This is a genomic window from Sphingobium jiangsuense (assembly GCF_014196495.1).
Taxonomy (GTDB): Bacteria; Pseudomonadota; Alphaproteobacteria; order Sphingomonadales; family Sphingomonadaceae; genus Sphingobium; species Sphingobium jiangsuense.
In genome coordinates, this window is sequence record NZ_JACIDT010000035.1 from 1 (window position 1) to 15,915 (window position 15,915).

Consider the following 15,915-nt stretch of genomic DNA (forward strand, 5'->3'; position numbering starts at 1 on the left):
CCGAACTGGTGGAGGAGAACGTGGAACTGCGCGCTTCTCTGCCGGAGCGCGATGCTCGTGGGCGGTTCGTGTCGCGGAAGGCGGCGTAATGGCGACCCGCGAAATCCTGCCGCTTCACGAGAGGGCCAAGGTTGTCATGCGCATGCTGCGCAGGGCGGCGGATCGCAATGATGTGTGTCCGGGGAACAGCGTGATTGCAACGGCGATTGGCGCCGCTTCGCCTTCGGCTGGCGCGAATATCATCGCCTTCCTCGAATCCAGCGGCATGATCGCCGTAGAGCGCGGGCGCACCGAACGCATCGTGACTATTTCCGCGACGGGTAAGCGGACTCGCGGGACAATTACGGCGCCCGCCAAGTACCGAACGCGGCACAAGATCGTCTCATTCGAATGGACATCCGCGCGAGATGATATCCTCATGGAAGCGGTCGCCAACGAACTCGATTTCGAGCAGGCCGGACATCTGGTCGGCACCGACCCTGAGATATGCGCCGCCCGGTTCGATGAGCTTTGCGCGGCCATGGGAAGGCAGGCGGCGTGATGATGGGCCTCACCCCTCGCCAGTTCGAATTGCTGGAGTTCATCCGCTCGACCTGGGCGAAATCCGGGCGCGCGCCGCTGATCCACGAGATGATGGACCATCAGGGTACGCGGTCGGTCAACAGCATTCAGCGCCGCCTGAGGGCTTTGGAGGAGCGCGGGTTCATCCGCAAGCGCGGTGAGCATGGCGGCCATCGGTGGGAGGTGTGTGAGTGAACGATCACACCCAATGGCAGCGCCAGACCGCGCTTAACAAATACCGGCGCGACCGTGAGCTTGCCGAGCAGACAGGCGCGCCCGTGCATCATGAGGCGCTGGTCCGCAATGCAGCCGCTTATGTCGGCGCGACGCCCGGCGAGGTCCGGGACTGGGTGCGCGGCCTATGATGGAGCTTCGCCCTTATCAGACTGCCCTTCTCGATGGCGCCCGCACAGCATTCAAGACCGGCAAACGCGCCGTTCTCATCCAGCTTCCGACCGGCGGCGGCAAGACCGTTTCCGGCTCACATATGATCGGCGGCAGCAGCAGACGCGGCAAAGTGTGCTGGTGGCTCTCTCATCGCCGCGAGCTTATCGCGCAGACGAGCCGCACCTTTTCGGCGGTTGGCATCCCGCATGGCATCATCGCAGGCGGCCACAGCAGCGATCCGCACAAGCTGGCGCAAATCGGTTCCGTTCAGACGGTCGCCCGCCGCCTTGACAGGCTGGCACCGCCCGACCTCATTATCTTCGACGAATGTCATCATCTCGGCGCGGCGCAATGGGAAAGAATCTTCAACGCCTTTCCTGACGCCAGGATCGTCGGTTTGACAGCGACACCATGGCGGCTCGATGGCAAGGGCCTTGGGCGCTGGTTCGGCGCGATGGTCAACGGTCCATCCGTCTCCGACCTCATCGAGAACGGGTCGCTCTCGCGCTATCGCCTGTTCGCGCCGACGCAGGTCGATGCCAGCGCGATCAAGATGCAGGCTGGGGATTACAAAAAGGATGACCTTGCCTCGTTGATGGATCGGCCGTCGATCACCGGCGACGCGGTTCAGCATTATCGCAAGCTATGCGCTGGCAAACGCGCGGTCGCGTTCGCGGTCAATATCGAGCATAGCCGCCATATCGTCGATCAGTTCCGCGCCAATGGCGTACCAGCCGAGCATGTCGATGGCACGATGGATAGCGCCAGTCGCGATGCCGCGATCCAGCGCTTTATTGCGGGCGAGACTCTAGTCCTGTCGAACTGCGAGCTTTTCGGGGAAGGCTTCGACGTCCCGGCGATCGAGGCCGCCATCCTTCTCCGGCCCACGAAATCCCTTTCTCTCCATCTCCAGCAGGTTGGACGCGCACTTCGCCCTGCGCCGGGTAAGACCGAGGCCATCATTCTCGATCATGCGGGCAACAGCCTGATCCATGGCCTGCCGGACGATGACCGGGAGTGGAGCCTTGAAGATAGGGCAAAACGCAGAGCAGGCGAGAAATCGACCATCGCCATCAAGTCCTGTCCCTCCTGTTTCCACATCCATCGCCCTGCGCCCGCCTGTCCGCAGTGCGGTCATGCCTATGTCGCTGCCGTACGCGAGATCGAAACCCGCGACGGCGAGTTGCAGGAGGTCGATCAGGAGGCGATCCGTCGCCAGAAAAAGGCAGAGGTGAGCAACGCCCGCACTCGCGAGGAACTGGAAAAGATCGCAAGCCAGCGTGGTTACAAGCCCGGATGGGTCGATAATATTCTGCGCGTTCGCCAGTCCTACAGCGGCGGGAGGGCATGGGCGTGAAGCACTCAGACCTTGTCCGGCAAATCCTGCTTGCCGTGTCCCCGTTTGGCATGGCTTGGCCGAACCAGACCGGCGCGCTCAAGGATCAGACCGGGCGCCTTGTCCGCTTCGGCCTATCCGGCTCGTCCGACATCATCGCGGTCATAAAGGGCCGGTTCGTCGGGATCGAGGTCAAGGTGGGCAGGGATCGTCAACGCCAGAACCAAGCCAATTTCGCCGCGGCTGTCAAAAAGGCAGGCGGCCTCTACATTCTCGCGCGCTCGGTCGATGACGTGATGAACGCTCTCGCGCTGGAGGGCTTGGCATGAGGCAGCGCGATTATCTCTTTGCTGACGATGCACACCGCAGCGCTTGCGGGGCTATCCTGGGGCAGCTAGCGGCTGCCGCGAAGGATATCGCCGCGTTGACCCTTGACCAGATCGAGGGCCGTGACGCGCTTGCTGTCCTGCGCATCTGGCGCAACAGCATGGCGGCGCTGCACAGGATGACCGAGGAGGTCTCCCCTTCCTCCATCTGGCGCAGCGCCAAGCTCAACGAGCTGACGCGGGACACGCGGAAAGTCATTCGCTGGAAAGCGCGCGCGCTTGGCGTCAACCCGGAGAGCCAGAATATCGATATCGCCGTCTCCGGCATGGCTCCCTACCATGACGGCGAAAAATGGCTGCTCGCCATCGCTCTCCCGGCCCCGGAGCCGATGAACCACAACCCGGATTATGAGCCGGACGACCTGATCCTACTCGATCCCGCGACCGGCAACGCCTCGGTCTATGGCGATGCCTCCAGCCTCCTTTTTCTCCCGATGGAAACCGATCACTTCACCGTCCACGCCTGCGCCAAGACATGGGCACGGGAATTTGCGACGGCGCGGGTCGAGTGGCTTTATTCCAAGTTCAACGCGCAGAAGATCGCCAATATCACGCCGATCTGGACGGGCCACCCGCCTTCGGCGCTGTTGATCGGTGATGCCGCGGGCGTTCGCTGGCCTCGTGGCGCCGTCATCGAAGCAGGCAAAGGCATAGAAGCGCGTAAGCTGCAATTTGCAATCTATGACCAGAGCCGAACAAGCCGGGTCCATCAGCCGCAGAATATCGGGAGGGTGGCATGATGGCCGACATCATAGATCTGAACGCCTGGAGGCATAACCTCCAGATGGGGGATAAGGGGCCAAAGCGGAACCTGACGAACACCATTGCCCATCTGCGCGGCCTTCAAGGTCTTGGCTCCAATCTGCGCTTCAACGAGATGACGCAGCAATGCGAGTGGCAGGGTAAGCCGATCGAAGACCCGGATGTCGTCGACATTCGCCTCATTATCGAGCGTGCTAACTATCAGCCGCAGGATCGCGACGTACGCCCGGCGATCGATCGGGTTTGCCGGGAGAACAGCTATAATCCAGTTACCGACTATCTGCGAGGCCTGAAATGGGACGGCACCCATCGCCTTGATCGCTGGCTACAAATCCTTCTCGGCGCGCCGGACACGCCTTTCGTCCGCATGGTGGGGCCTAAGGTTCTCATCAGCGCCGTCGCGAGGGCGATGCAGCCGGGTTGCAAGGTAGACACCATCATGGTGCTGGAAGGGCCGCAGGGGCTTCGCAAGTCCAGCGCGATCGCCGCGCTGTTCGGTGAGGATTATACAGCCGAGTCCGTCTCGCTGTTCGACCAGCACAACAAGATGGTCATGCAGATGATGGGCGCATGGTGCGTCGAGCTGGCGGAGTTCGTCGCTGTCGTCCGCAAGGAGCAGAACGGCGTCAAGGGCCTCATCTCCATGCGCTCCGACCGCGTGGTGCTGCCCTATGCGAAATCCGCCAGCACCCACCCGCGCCGCTGCATATTCTTCGGCACGATCAACCCGGATGAGGTCGGCTATCTTTCCGACAGCACCGGCAACCGGCGATACTGGCCTGTCCCCTGCACCGCGATCGATCTGGACGGCATCCGCGAGAAACGTGACCAGCTATGGGCAGAAGCGATGGAAGCCTATCGTAATGGCGCTCGCTGGTGGCTTGAGGGCGATGAGAACCATCTAGCCGAGGTCGAGACGGCAGACCGGCAAGAGGGGGATGCATGGGCGCCGATCCTTGAGGACAAACTATGTGGCCGGGGTGAGGTCACGACCAATGAGGCTCTTACCGAGCTTGGGATACCACACGAACGCAAGGACAGGCGAGCGCAGATGCGTGCGGCCGCTGCTCTTAAGGAGATCGGGTTCAGCAAGATCAAGGTTCGAGCAGGGCCTGAGAGCAGGCCGATATGGCTATGGAGACGGCCATGATCCAACCTCGTTCCTACCTGTGTTCCTACCTAGGTTTGTTCCAACCTCAGGTTGGAACACGCGCAATTAAATTACAAGGAAAGCCGTTCCCACCTACTCTGTTCCGACCCTGTTCCAACCGAAAAACGGAGGTCGGAACAAGGTTGGAACACCAGCTTTTCTGCGCCTTTCACCCCCTTTGTTCCTACCTTCTTTCTAAAGAGAAAAGAAATATGAGGATAGAAAAACCACCGTATACGCGCGCGCGTGAGGAGATTGGAACAATAGCCCCCACCTCTCCCCTGTGCGCTCTACCCACCCTCGCGATGGAGGTGGGGAATGGGTGAGATCGCCATCACGGTAGCGCCAGAGCCGCCCGCCGGGTTCTCCGACTGGGTTGAGACTGGCCGCACGCTCGCCGCCAAGCGCCGTAATGTGGACTGGGAAATCGCCGACTGGATGGGTGAGGGTCAGGAAAAAGGCTTCCTTACTCAGGCCGGTTTCGATTTCCTCTCCGAAAGACTCTGTATCGCTCCCAAGCGGCTGAAGGATATCGCCAAGGCGGCGGCGGCCTTTCCGCGCCATGTCCGCGACGAAACGCTGTCGATCGAGCACCATGCGCATGTTGCCGATCTGCCCCGCCCTGAACAGATGGAGCTACTCTCGAAGGCCAAGCGCGAGCATTGGTCCGACGACGACATGAGAAAGCAGGCGATCAGCCGCAAAGTGGAAAGCGGGCTGGTGCAGACGATGACGCAGGCAGATTACGAACAGCATGCGCTCATGTCGTTGCAGCACGCATATAACCGCGCGCCTCGCCATATCCGTATCGAGTTCATCGAGGCCGCGACCGAAGCAAATGGAGGCGAGGTAGACCTGTGACATGGAAGCGCCCTCCTTCTCGCCTTGTGCCACCTGTACCGGACGGATTTGTCCAGCATTTCATGGAGGGCGGATGGCGACGGATCGAGCGCATCTATGGCGCGAGGAATGACCTTGTGCGCAAATGGATTGTAATGGCGGGCGGTGAGCGTGAGTTGAAGGCGAAGCGGCGGGCGTATCTTTTGAAGCGGAGGATGGGTGATGGTGGAAATAACTGACCACGCGATTGTGCGCTGGCTTGAGCGCGTGAAGGGCGTCGATATCGCCAAGATCCGCGAGGAAATGCAATCGCCCGCGCTTGCGACTGCTCAGGAGTTCGGTTGCCCGGTCGTGATCGGCCGCAATGGTGAAAGGATGCTTGTCCGGGATGGGGTCGTGGTGACGGTTTTCAGCAAGAGGTTTGGGAAGATGGATCGGAGGATGAAGGGATGACTCCGAAGCAGCAGAGATTTGTTGAGGAATATCTCATTGACCTCAATGCCACTCAGGCCGCCATACGGGCAGGCTACAGCGCAAAGACTGCATCGTCGCAGGGCGAGCGCCTGTTGAGGAATGCTGACATCCAGAAGGCCGTTACAGAGGCAAAGCAGGCGAGGTCCGAAAAGACCGGAATCGATGCTGCATGGGTCCTCGCTCGCCTTGGTCATGAACTGACCGCTGACCTTGCCGACCTGTACGACGAACAAGGTGCTCTGAAGCCCGTCCACGAATGGCCGCTGATCTGGAGACAAGGCCTGATCGCTGGCGTGGAGACAGACGAAGAGCGCGACGACGATGGCAAGGTCATCGCAATCGTTCGGAAGGTGAAGCTTTCCGACCGGGTGAAGCGCCTCGAACTGGCGGGCAAGCATGTCGATGTGCAGGCGTTCAAGGACAAGATCGAGCAGTCCGGTGTCATGGTGCTGAACATATTGGATGAGGATGCGGTGCTGTGACGTGGCTCAGGTGGCAGCTATCGGTGGCGGCATGGTGGCTCTGGCTTAAGGTGACGCCAGAGCATCCGTTCAAGCGCGACATCGTCGCCGGGGTGGCTGCCCTCGGTAAGCAATATCGCTCGCGAGTTAACGAGCGGCCGTGAATGCTCCCGCCTCCATAGGCCACAACTGCGGCCCCCCGATTGCAAAGCTAACCGCGCGCCAAAAGCTCGCGAACAAGCTTCTCGCCAGCGCGGCCCGCAACATCATGCTGCGTGGCGGATCGCGTTCCGGCAAAACCTTCATCCTGTGCCGAGCGATCATCCAGCGAGCGATAAACGCGCCGAATTCGCGGCATGTGATCTTCCGGTTTCGCTTCAACCACGCCAAGACATCGGTTTGGGCTGATACGCTGCCGAAAGTGCTGAAGCTTTGCTTCCCTACCCTGCGCGTTCGTTTCGACAAAACGGATTTCTACATCGAACTGCCGAACGGCTCGCAAATCTGGATTGCCGGGCTGGACGACAAGGAGCGGGTCGAGAAGATACTTGGTCAGGAATATGCGACCCTCTATTTCAACGAGAGCAGCCAGATTCCTTGGGGCAGCGTCGAGACGGCCATGTCGCGCCTCGCGCAAAAGTGCGATCTGGCGCCGGAGATCGCCGCTGCGACCGGAAAAACCCACCTCGCGTTGAAGGCGTATTTCGACTGCAATCCGCCTTCGAAGCTGCATTGGTCCTATCAGCTTTTCCGGGCGAAGTTGAAACCCGGCACGAAGGAAGCGCTCCCGAACCCCGACGACTACGCGGAGATGAAGGTCAACCCTTCCGACAATGCTGAAAACTTGCCCGCCGAATATTTCGACGTGCTGGCGTCCATGTCAGCCGCAAAGCGCCTGCGGTTCGAGGCGGGCGAATGGGCCAGCGAAGTCAACGGCGCGCTGTGGGCGCTGGAGGATCGCACCGCCCCCGATGGGAAACGGATACCCGGCATCGACAGCACCCGCGTTGCCGAGCATCCTAAAATGCGCCGGATCGTCGTCGCGGTGGATCCTTCAGGCACCAAGGGCGATGGCGGCGGCGATGATATAGGTATCGTCGTCGCCGGTCTTGGCGAGGACGGGCGCGGCTATGTGCTGGAGGACGGGACCTGCCAGCTATCGCCGGAAGGCTGGGGCCGCCGCGCGGTCGAGCTTTACGACAAATGGGGCGCGGATCGGATCGTCGGGGAGCGTAATTTCGGCGGCGACATGGTGCGTTTCACGGTCGCCACAGCGGACAGGAGGGCGGCGTTCAAGGAGGTTTCCGCCTCGCGCGGCAAGCACATCCGCGCGGAGCCTATTTCCGCTCTGTACGAGCAGGAGAAGGTTTCTCATGTCGGGGTGTTTCCCGATCTGGAGGACCAGATGTGCAACTTCACCGCGTCGGGATACATCGGGGATAGCAGCCCCGACCGTGCTGACGCTCTGGTGTGGGCGCTCACCGAGTTGATGCTGAACTCTAGACTCACCCGCTTCGACGTCCTCTAACCCCTGCCGTCCGTAGCAATCCGCCACCCCCACCCGCACGCTCTGCGCATGTCCGCCCGCATCCGCAACGTTCGCCCAAAGCCCGGTTTCGTGTTCGACGGTCAGTCGATCGTCCCGGCGCAACGGCCTATCCCGCTCGTGGACGGCGCGCTTGCCAATTTCCTGACCGGACGCGGAACATCTGTTGACCGCACGACGCATAGCTTCTGGCTCAACCAGACGATGCGACCCGAACAGATCGAGGCGGCCTATCGGTCATCGTGGCTCATCCGCAAGATCGTGGATGTCCCAGCCGAGGACATGACACGCGCGGGCCGTGACTGGACCGCGACGAAGGAAGAAATCACGAAGATTGAGGCTGAGGAAAAGCGCCTCAAATTCTGGCACGCTGTACGAACGGCCCTGACATTCGGACGCTTGGGCGGCGGTGCGCTATTCATCAACCTGGCGGACTTCGCGCCTGACAAGCCCCTCCCCGCGAAGATCGCGCCGGGGATGATCGAAAGTCTCGTTCCGCTCTATCGCACGCAAATCGTGCTGGGCCAGATGGATGATGACCTGCTCAGCCCGACTTTTGGCGAGCCGACCGTTTTCCGCGTCAACACACATGCGCAGCCGATCATCCACCCTTCCCGGCTCGTGATCTTCAAGGGGCAAATGGTTCCCGGCCTCTATTCGACTTCATGGGAAGATCGTTTTTGGGGCGATAGCGTCGTGCAGGTCGTGGATGAGGCCGTGAAGGACGCGACCACCGCGACCGGGGGTTTCGCGGCGCTGATCGATGAGGCGAAGGTCGATGTTCTGACGATGCCCGGCATGTACGAAATGCTGGCGCGACCGGGCGGGCAAGAGCAGTTCATGGCCGCGCTACAGGCCGCCGCGACGGGTAAGTCCATCCATCGGATGCTCGCGCTTGGCGAAGGCGAGACGTGGGAAACACGCCAGATCAATTGGGCTGGCATGCCGGAGGTCATCAAGACCTATCTGTCGATCGTCGCAGGCGCGGCTGACATTCCGGCGACCCGGCTGTTGGGTAAATCGCCCGACGGTCAGAACAGCACCGGCGAAAGCGACCTCGCGAATTATTTTCAGGGCATCAGCGCGAAGCAGGAGGCGGGTTTGCGACCCGCGCTCGAAAAGCTGGATGCGGTCATGCTGCAATCGGCTGGCGTCCCGGCTGATTTAGTTTGGTCGTTCTCTCCCGCGCAGGCGATGGATGAAGCGCGGCAGGCTGAAATTGAGGCAAAGGAGGCGACGACTGTCGTCACGCTGGTGAATGCTGGCGTTATCCCGGAGCCAGCGCTGGCGAAGGCTGTGCAAAACCGCCTGATCGAAAGCCAGCGCTGGCCGGGCCTCGAAGATGCGCTGAAGGAAGCGGAGGCCGCTGGCGATGGTTTGCCGGGCGATGACGACGATCTTGATATTATTCCTGTCGAAACAGCGAAAGGAGGTGGTCAGTCCGTATCTGCCGGTAGCGGCGGGCAGTCTGGAAGTGGCTCGCCCGCCCGCCGTGCCAATGATGCGCAGTCGGCATCTCGTCCGACAGGATAATGGCCTTCGACCTTCCCGCCATCGTCCGCGCCTCCGGTAAAAGGCGCGACATAACCCTACTCGCGATAGAGCCGACAAAGGCGCAGGCGACGGACCTTGCCGCCATCATTGCGCAGGCCGCGACGATCTGGGCTGAGAACCTTGACGCCATCCTCGCGGGTTACGATCCGCCACCCCTCCCCACCGCCGACGCGCTGATCCACGATACCGCCGACCAGATGCAGGCCGCGATCGACCAGACTGCCAGCGAGTTCATGACGCGGCTCGTGACGGTCATTACCCCGGCGCTGCGGCGCTGGGCTGTCCGCGCGGAAACTGTCCACCGCTCGAAATGGGCTGCTGCTGTCAAGGCCGGGACAGGTGTTGACCTCACCACGATCCTGACCGCTCAGCCCGTCGAGGAAGCGCTCTCCACATGGCTGGCGCGCAATGTCGCCCTCGTCCGCAATGTTTCGGACGTGACGCAGGCGAAGATTTCCGACGCGGTGTTCCGGGGCTACCAAAGCCGGACACCCGTTCGCGAGGTGGCGAAGGAAATACACGAGGCGGTTGGCGGCAGCCGCGCGCGTGCGGTGAGGATAGCCGCTGATCAGAACAGCAAGTTATCCGCCACCCTCGACCGAGAGAGGCAGGCAGAGGCTGGGATAGAGCAGATCAGATGGCGCCATAGCGGGAAGAAGCACCCGCGCTCATGGCACGTCGCGCGCAATGGCAAGGTGTACGATCTGCGCACAGGAAAGGCCGCTGATGGCGGCGAAGCGATCCCCGCCGATGATCGTGCAGGGATGGCTCCTTGGTGCGGATGTCGCGAAATGGCTTATATCGCGCTGCTGGATGAAATCGACTGACATAGCGGGGCTTGGCCGAGGCGGGCCTATGCTTAAACGACACACGTCTGTATTTGCGCCCGCTCACCGTCCGTAGAAGCATCCCGACGCCGTGGGGCAAACCATCCCCATGCAGTTTCGCGACGCACTGACACTTGATGCCCCCCGCCGCACGAAAGACGGCTATCTTGCCGTGCGTGCCAAGGCAGCCCGAACGGGCGTCTATCAATATCTCGGCAGCGAAGTTGACCCGGACAATACGCACGGTCTCCGCGACAAGGGCCTAATCAACGTCCTGCGCGATGAGAGCACGGTTTTCGACACTGCCGCCGCGCAGTCGTTCGTCGGCAAGCCCGTCACCGACGATCATCCGAAGGACGCTGTAACCGCCGATAACTGGCGCGATCATGCGCGCGGCACGATCATGGGCGTCATGCGCGAAGGTGATTACCTCGCGTTCGACCTGCTGCTGACGGACGCCGCCACCATCGCGAAAGTTGATGGCGGCAAGCGCGAACTTTCCAACGGCTATGCCGCCGAACTCGAATTCGGCGACTTCAAGGCGGCTGATGGCACGATCTGCCAAGCGCGCCAGTCCAAAATCACGGGCGGCAATCACGTCGCTCTCGTGGATCGGGGCCGCGCTGGCTCCGAATGCGCGATCAAGGATGGTTTTGCCGTCTGCGACGCTAACCCGGCCATTCTGGCCGCCCTCACCACCGGAGATACCCCTATGAAAATCCGAATCGGCGACGCCGAAGTCGATGCGACGAACGGTGAGGCCGTTCGGATCGCTGTCGATGCTCTGAATACGAAACTATCGGATAGCGCAAAGGCGCTCACCGACGCGCAGGCCAAGGTCGCCGAACAGGCAACCACCCTCGCCGCCAAGGACGCGGAAATCGCCACGCTCAACCAGAAGGTTGCAGATAGCGCGCTGACGCCCGCCAAGCTGCGCGACGCCGCGAAGGCTTATGCGCAGGTCTGCGACAAGGCCAAGGCGCTTGGCGTGACTTTCGCCGAGGACGCCGACGCCGACGCGATCATGAAGGCGGTCGTGGACGCGAAGATGGGCGATCAGGCGAAGGGATGGACCGCCGATCAGATCGCCGCGTCGTTCGCCGTGCTGTCGAAGGATGCCAAAGCAGCCGATCCGGTGCGCGATGCCTTCCGGGGCGGGATCGTGAATGTCGGTGACGCCGCCGCGCAGGCTGACGCCGCTCTCAGCAAATCGGTCGATGACCTCAACGCCTGGAGGAACCAGTAATGGCTATTCAGTATCGCGATACGCTTCAGGCGTTTCAGGTTGGCCGCCGCGTCAACATGGAAGAGTGGAACACGATCACTCGCACGAAGGAAGGTTCGGGCCAGCTTGGCTTCGGCGTTCCGGCGATTGCGGGGACCGGCGCGCATAGCTGCGCGGCCCTGACCGCCGCCGCTCAGAATGTCCTCGGCATCACTGAGGCGTCTCTGTGCCTTCCGCGACCGGGCGACAATTATGAGCAGTACGACAATGTCGGTATCTGCGAAGTCGGCGTCATTGGCGTGCTGCTTGGCGCGAATGTCACCAAGGGCGCGCAGGCTCGGTTCGACGTGATCAACAAGGTCTGGACCGGCGCGAATGCATCCTCGACCGTCCTGACGATCCCCGGCGCACAATTCGAGGAAAGCGGCTCCGCTGGCGAGGTTGGCGCCGTCCGCTATCGCCGTCCCATTCCCTCTCTGAGCGCAGGAGCATAAGAACATGAACGCACCTTTCAGTCACAATGGCGGGGCGCGCTTGCTCACCGACGCACAGGCGCTCTCGCTGATTCAGGACCAGTCCTTCAAGATCAACCAGACGGTCTATGAAACCCGCTTCCCCGACTGGGATTTCGGGCGGCTCGTCTATGTCGATACAAGCGGCCCCGCTTGGTCGCCCGGTATCCTGACCTATACGTCTGACCTTTCGGGTCGCGCCAACTGGCAGTCGGCATACGCGAAGGATATCCCACTGGCTGATGTGTCGCAGGACATGCAGACCAAGACGTTCCAGCTCGCGGCTATCGGCTACCAGTATAATATCGAGGAGGTGAACACGGCCTATCAGGTCGGTTCCAGCCTCCCCGATCGCCGCGCGCGCGCCGCTCGTCTTGCCTACACCAAGTTCATGTATGACATCACCCTCTTCGGCTCGGCTGAAAAGGGCCTCGGCGGCATCACGAACTATGCAGGCGTCACGACCAGCATCGTGCCTGCGGATGGCACCGGCAACGCAACGTACTGGGTCAATTCGGCGGGCGTCGGCCTCAAGACCCCGGCGCAGATCGTCCGCGATATCAACATCGCGCTTCAGGGTATCGCCCTTGCCAGCTTCGAAACGGAGATGGCGGACACGATCCTGCTGCCGGTCGAGGCGCTGAACTACATCGCGGCGACGCCTTACAGCGCCACCACGATGGAGACGATCCTGTCCTTCGTGCAGCGGACGAATATCTACACGCTGACGACTGGTCGCCCGCTGACCATCCGTTCGGTGCGTGAACTTGGCGCTGCTGGCGTCGGCGCTGCCGCTGGAACGGGCCGCATGGTCGCCTACAAGAACGATCAGGACTATGTGAAGCTGCATCTGCCGATGCCGCACCAATTCCTGCCGGTCTATCAGGATGGCCCGCTCAACTGGACGATTCCCGGCATCTTCCGCACTGGCGGCGTCGAGGTTCTGACCACTGTGGCTTTCCGGTACCTCGATGGGATCAGCCAGCCGCCCGCCGCAGGATCCTGATCTGCGATTTCCCCGCCTGTCTCGTGATGGGCGGGGCTTCCCTCCGGGGCTGCATCCCGGTCAGGCAGCGGCCCAAAAACAATAGGACCGCACTATGCCGAAATTGCGAATTACCAACCTCACCAACTCCCCCTTCGACCTCGACGGGGGTTTTCGTTTGCCAGCGATGGGCCGCATTGTCGGCGACTTTTCCGAAGCCTACGCCGCTGCGATCAGCGCGTCGCCGGGGGTGGCAGTGCAGGTGATTGCTCCGCTCGATCATGATGGCGATGGCAAGTCCGGTGGATCGCTTCCGGGGCCTGCATCGACCAGAGCGAAGGGGCGGCGCGGAAGGCCGCGCAAAGCATGAATGAGGTCGGCATCACGAACCTTGGCCCTGTGCCGGAGAGGATGACGTTTTACGAGGCGCTCGCGTCCATGCGCGGACAGCGGAAATATACGATCAACCCCGGTCATCATTCGCGCCGCCTGACCTATTGCGAGGTCATGCGCGAAATCGCCCGCGAAGCTGCCAGCGACCGGCCCGACATGGCGAAAATCATTGATCTGGCGGCTTTTGGCTTTGATTTCGGGAAGCGGATGGACGCCCGCATGAAAGAATTGAAGGAGATGCTGGCGTGAGTCTGACCATCGCGACGTGGTACTGGAAGCAGCCAGACGGGCGAACAAACTATACCGTCGATCATATCGCGATTTGGCGGGATATGGTGAGGCGTCATCTGTCCATGGATCATCGCCTCGCGGTCCTCACGCATGAGGATATCAGCATCGAGGGCGTCGAGGTAATCCGACCGCCCCGCGAGTTCGACGATGTGCGCCTGCCGACATGGGGCGAGGATCGCGGCCTCCCGCAATGCCTGCGCCGGATATCGATGTTCGCGCCGGATGCGGGCGACTGGCTGGGCGAACGGTTCGTCTCGATGGATCTTGATTGCGTTATTGCTGAACCGCTCGACCCGCTGTTCGATCGCAAAGACGATTTCATCATGTATCGGGGGACGACCGACAAGCGCCCGTACAATGGATCGATGCTGCTGATGACCGCAGGCGCGCGCTCGAAGGTCTATACCGAGTTCACCCCGGAGCGCGCCATCGAGGCTGGCAAGCAATATCTCGGATCGGATCAAGCGTGGATCAGCCATGTGCTTGGCTGGGGCGAGGCCACTTGGGGAGCTGAGGACGGCGTCGTCTGGTGGGGGTCACGGCGCAACCATCTGGCTCCGTCATGGCGGCTGATGTTCTTCCCCGGCAACCCGAAACCGTGGGACTTGGCTGAAAACGGATGGATCGGGATGCACTACCGCCCCAACGACGAATGGGATGAGGCGGACATGAGATTCAGGAAAAGGAAGGTGGCGTGATGGCTGACAAATTCGCAATCAATCGCGAGACGAATCCCTACCAATTCGGCTCGAAGATTATAGAATGGACGCCGGGGAGCGACACTATCCCGCCCGAAACCCGCGCCGTCATTTTCGACGATGACGGGACGGCAGACCTGACCAATCAGGATGGTACGACCATCGCCGCCTTTCCTGTCGTCGGCCTCGCTTGCCTGCCGGTTATCCCGCTCAAGATCACAGCGATGAGCGGGCCGACCAAATGCTATCTGGTGATCTGACGTGACCTATACCCCGCCCTCCAAGGCCGATTTCATCGCGATCTTTCCAGCCTTCGCGACTGTGACGGATGACGCATATGCATTCTGGTCGGCGCAGGCGGCGCTTGTGACTGAGCCGATGGAAGCCTGCCTCGGTCCACAAATGGACCTCGCGACGATGCTGGCGACGGCGCATTATCTGACGCTCGCCGGGATCGGCGCAGGCGCGGAAAGCGAGATGGCGGCGCAAGGTGCGTCCGGCTTCCGGCGCATCAAGTCTGGCACGATCGAGCTTGAGCGGGCCGACGACGCGAGTTCCAGCGACGGCGGGGAATGGGCGGCAACGTCCTATGGTCAGCGCGTTTGGCCGATGCTCAAGGTGTGTGTTGCCGGGCCGCGTGTGACGGGAACCGGCACCATCCCCTGCGCGGGCGGCTTTTACCGCTCCGGGCCGATCTGGTGAGGTGACGCATGGGATTTCTTGATGGTGGCATAGCCTCAATCTTCGGTGCGGCGCTTTCGGGCCTGTATCTCGATGGCACATTGCATCGCGATGGGACGAACCCGGTCTATGACCAGTCCGGCAACATCGTCGGCTATTCCGGCGGAGTGAGCCTGCCGATCAAGGTGCAGCGGGATGCATGCTCGTGGTCGATGAAGCAATCTCCGGGCTACATCGAAGGCGATGTGATGTTGATCGTGCTGGCGCATGGGCTGGGGGCCGCGATCACGACCGACATGGAGATCAGCGACGGGGCTGGCAGGCGGTGGATGGTGCAAAGCGCCGATCTGGACGCCGCCTCGTCGCACTGGATTTGTCGCGGGCGTCTGGCCGCTGTGCCTGATGGCGGTGATCCTGATGAAAGTGCGAGCTGATGGTGAAGATTACGGGCGGCAAGGCGCACAAAGCGCGGCTCAAGCGCATCCGAGGGCCGGAGATGGTGCGCGAGGTCGGGAAGGCGATTTATGTCGCGTCTGATCTACTGAAGGTTGAGGCGCAAATCAGCATCACGACAGGCGCGGTTTCTGGCAAGAACCATGTACCCAGCGCGCCGGGCGAACCACCGAACGCGGACACGCACAATCTGTCGGATAAGATCGAGAACGCGAAAACCGGTCCACTGACCGCTGAAACATCGTCAAATGCTGAATACAGTGCAGATTTGGAGTTCGGCACGTCTAAGATGGCAGAACGCCCCTACATGCGCCCCGCTGCCCAGAAAACACGACCGAAGGCGCAAAAGCTGGTCGCCGCAGCCGTCAAAAAAGTCGCGAACGGAGGCACCCT

General features: G+C 61.5%; 23 protein-coding genes. All 23 read left to right on the forward strand.

Going from position 1 to position 15,915, the window contains the following annotated elements:
* Positions 1 to 88: 88 nt before the first annotated feature.
* Entirely contained in the window at positions 89 to 541 is a 453-nt protein-coding gene (locus GGR43_RS22400; RefSeq protein ID WP_188073970.1) for a hypothetical protein, read from the forward strand.
* A complete protein-coding gene (locus GGR43_RS22405) occupies positions 541 to 756 on the forward strand; it encodes a LexA family protein (protein WP_188073971.1) in 216 nt (71 codons plus the stop codon). The genes GGR43_RS22400 and GGR43_RS22405 overlap by 1 nt, the downstream gene beginning before the upstream one ends.
* Positions 753 to 926, forward strand: coding sequence for a hypothetical protein (locus GGR43_RS22410; RefSeq protein ID WP_188073972.1), 174 nt, complete (start codon positions 753 to 755; stop codon positions 924 to 926). The genes GGR43_RS22405 and GGR43_RS22410 overlap by 4 nt, the downstream gene beginning before the upstream one ends.
* The gene (locus tag GGR43_RS22415; protein ID WP_188073973.1) at positions 923 to 2,305 is read left to right on the forward strand and encodes a DEAD/DEAH box helicase; all 1,383 of its coding nucleotides are present in this window, start codon (positions 923 to 925) and stop codon (positions 2,303 to 2,305) included. The genes GGR43_RS22410 and GGR43_RS22415 overlap by 4 nt, the downstream gene beginning before the upstream one ends.
* Positions 2,296 to 2,613, forward strand: a complete 318-nt coding sequence (locus GGR43_RS22420; RefSeq protein ID WP_188073974.1) for a VRR-NUC domain-containing protein — start codon at positions 2,296 to 2,298, stop codon at positions 2,611 to 2,613. Before GGR43_RS22415 ends, GGR43_RS22420 begins: the two co-directional genes overlap by 10 nt.
* The gene (locus GGR43_RS22425; protein ID WP_188073975.1) at positions 2,610 to 3,410 is read left to right on the forward strand and encodes a hypothetical protein; all 801 of its coding nucleotides are present in this window, start codon (positions 2,610 to 2,612) and stop codon (positions 3,408 to 3,410) included. Before GGR43_RS22420 ends, GGR43_RS22425 begins: the two co-directional genes overlap by 4 nt.
* Positions 3,407 to 4,582: a virulence-associated E family protein gene (locus GGR43_RS22430; RefSeq protein ID WP_188073976.1), complete on the forward strand. Its 1,176-nt coding sequence runs from the start codon at positions 3,407 to 3,409 to the stop codon at positions 4,580 to 4,582. The genes GGR43_RS22425 and GGR43_RS22430 overlap by 4 nt, the downstream gene beginning before the upstream one ends.
* Before the next feature lie 318 nt (positions 4,583 to 4,900).
* Complete coding sequence (locus tag GGR43_RS22435; RefSeq protein ID WP_188073977.1) at positions 4,901 to 5,443, forward strand: hypothetical protein; 543 nt, start codon at positions 4,901 to 4,903, stop codon at positions 5,441 to 5,443.
* Between the two features lie 201 nt (positions 5,444 to 5,644).
* On the forward strand, positions 5,645 to 5,875 hold the full coding sequence (locus GGR43_RS22440; RefSeq protein WP_188073978.1) for a hypothetical protein: 231 nt from the start codon (positions 5,645 to 5,647) through the stop codon (positions 5,873 to 5,875).
* On the forward strand, positions 5,872 to 6,378 hold the full coding sequence (locus tag GGR43_RS22445) for a terminase small subunit (protein ID WP_188073979.1): 507 nt from the start codon (positions 5,872 to 5,874) through the stop codon (positions 6,376 to 6,378). Before GGR43_RS22440 ends, GGR43_RS22445 begins: the two co-directional genes overlap by 4 nt.
* A 139-nt stretch (positions 6,379 to 6,517) precedes the next feature.
* Positions 6,518 to 7,885: a phage terminase large subunit gene (locus tag GGR43_RS22450; protein WP_284278952.1), complete on the forward strand. Its 1,368-nt coding sequence runs from the start codon at positions 6,518 to 6,520 to the stop codon at positions 7,883 to 7,885.
* A 48-nt stretch (positions 7,886 to 7,933) separates the two neighbouring features.
* A complete protein-coding gene (locus tag GGR43_RS22455) occupies positions 7,934 to 9,436 on the forward strand; it encodes a DUF1073 domain-containing protein (RefSeq protein WP_188073980.1) in 1,503 nt (500 codons plus the stop codon).
* Positions 9,436 to 10,284 (forward strand): phage minor head protein, encoded by an 849-nt coding sequence (locus GGR43_RS22460; protein WP_188073981.1) that lies wholly within the window; start codon positions 9,436 to 9,438, stop codon positions 10,282 to 10,284. Before GGR43_RS22455 ends, GGR43_RS22460 begins: the two co-directional genes overlap by 1 nt.
* Positions 10,285 to 10,393: 109 nt before the next feature.
* On the forward strand, positions 10,394 to 11,530 hold the full coding sequence (locus GGR43_RS22465; protein ID WP_188073982.1) for a DUF2213 domain-containing protein: 1,137 nt from the start codon (positions 10,394 to 10,396) through the stop codon (positions 11,528 to 11,530).
* Complete coding sequence (locus tag GGR43_RS22470) at positions 11,530 to 12,003, forward strand: structural cement protein Gp24 (RefSeq protein ID WP_188073983.1); 474 nt, start codon at positions 11,530 to 11,532, stop codon at positions 12,001 to 12,003. The genes GGR43_RS22465 and GGR43_RS22470 overlap by 1 nt, the downstream gene beginning before the upstream one ends.
* 4 nt (positions 12,004 to 12,007) lie before the next feature.
* Positions 12,008 to 13,027 (forward strand): DUF2184 domain-containing protein, encoded by a 1,020-nt coding sequence (locus GGR43_RS22475; protein WP_188073984.1) that lies wholly within the window; start codon positions 12,008 to 12,010, stop codon positions 13,025 to 13,027.
* A gap of 94 nt (positions 13,028 to 13,121) precedes the next feature.
* On the forward strand, positions 13,122 to 13,376 hold the full coding sequence (locus GGR43_RS22480) for a hypothetical protein (RefSeq protein ID WP_188073985.1): 255 nt from the start codon (positions 13,122 to 13,124) through the stop codon (positions 13,374 to 13,376).
* On the forward strand, positions 13,373 to 13,648 hold the full coding sequence (locus GGR43_RS22485) for a hypothetical protein (protein ID WP_188073986.1): 276 nt from the start codon (positions 13,373 to 13,375) through the stop codon (positions 13,646 to 13,648). Before GGR43_RS22480 ends, GGR43_RS22485 begins: the two co-directional genes overlap by 4 nt.
* On the forward strand, positions 13,645 to 14,388 hold the full coding sequence (locus tag GGR43_RS22490; RefSeq protein WP_188073987.1) for a hypothetical protein: 744 nt from the start codon (positions 13,645 to 13,647) through the stop codon (positions 14,386 to 14,388). Before GGR43_RS22485 ends, GGR43_RS22490 begins: the two co-directional genes overlap by 4 nt.
* Positions 14,388 to 14,648 (forward strand): hypothetical protein, encoded by a 261-nt coding sequence (locus GGR43_RS22495; protein ID WP_188073988.1) that lies wholly within the window; start codon positions 14,388 to 14,390, stop codon positions 14,646 to 14,648. The genes GGR43_RS22490 and GGR43_RS22495 overlap by 1 nt, the downstream gene beginning before the upstream one ends.
* Position 14,649: 1 nt before the next feature.
* Positions 14,650 to 15,090: a DUF4054 domain-containing protein gene (locus GGR43_RS22500; protein ID WP_223177578.1), complete on the forward strand. Its 441-nt coding sequence runs from the start codon at positions 14,650 to 14,652 to the stop codon at positions 15,088 to 15,090.
* An 8-nt stretch (positions 15,091 to 15,098) separates the two neighbouring features.
* Positions 15,099 to 15,503, forward strand: coding sequence for a hypothetical protein (locus tag GGR43_RS22505; RefSeq protein ID WP_188073990.1), 405 nt, complete (start codon positions 15,099 to 15,101; stop codon positions 15,501 to 15,503).
* Positions 15,503 to 15,915: HK97-gp10 family putative phage morphogenesis protein (locus tag GGR43_RS22510; protein ID WP_188073991.1), on the forward strand; the 413-nt coding region annotated here is incomplete at its 3' end. The genes GGR43_RS22505 and GGR43_RS22510, both read left to right, overlap by 1 nt.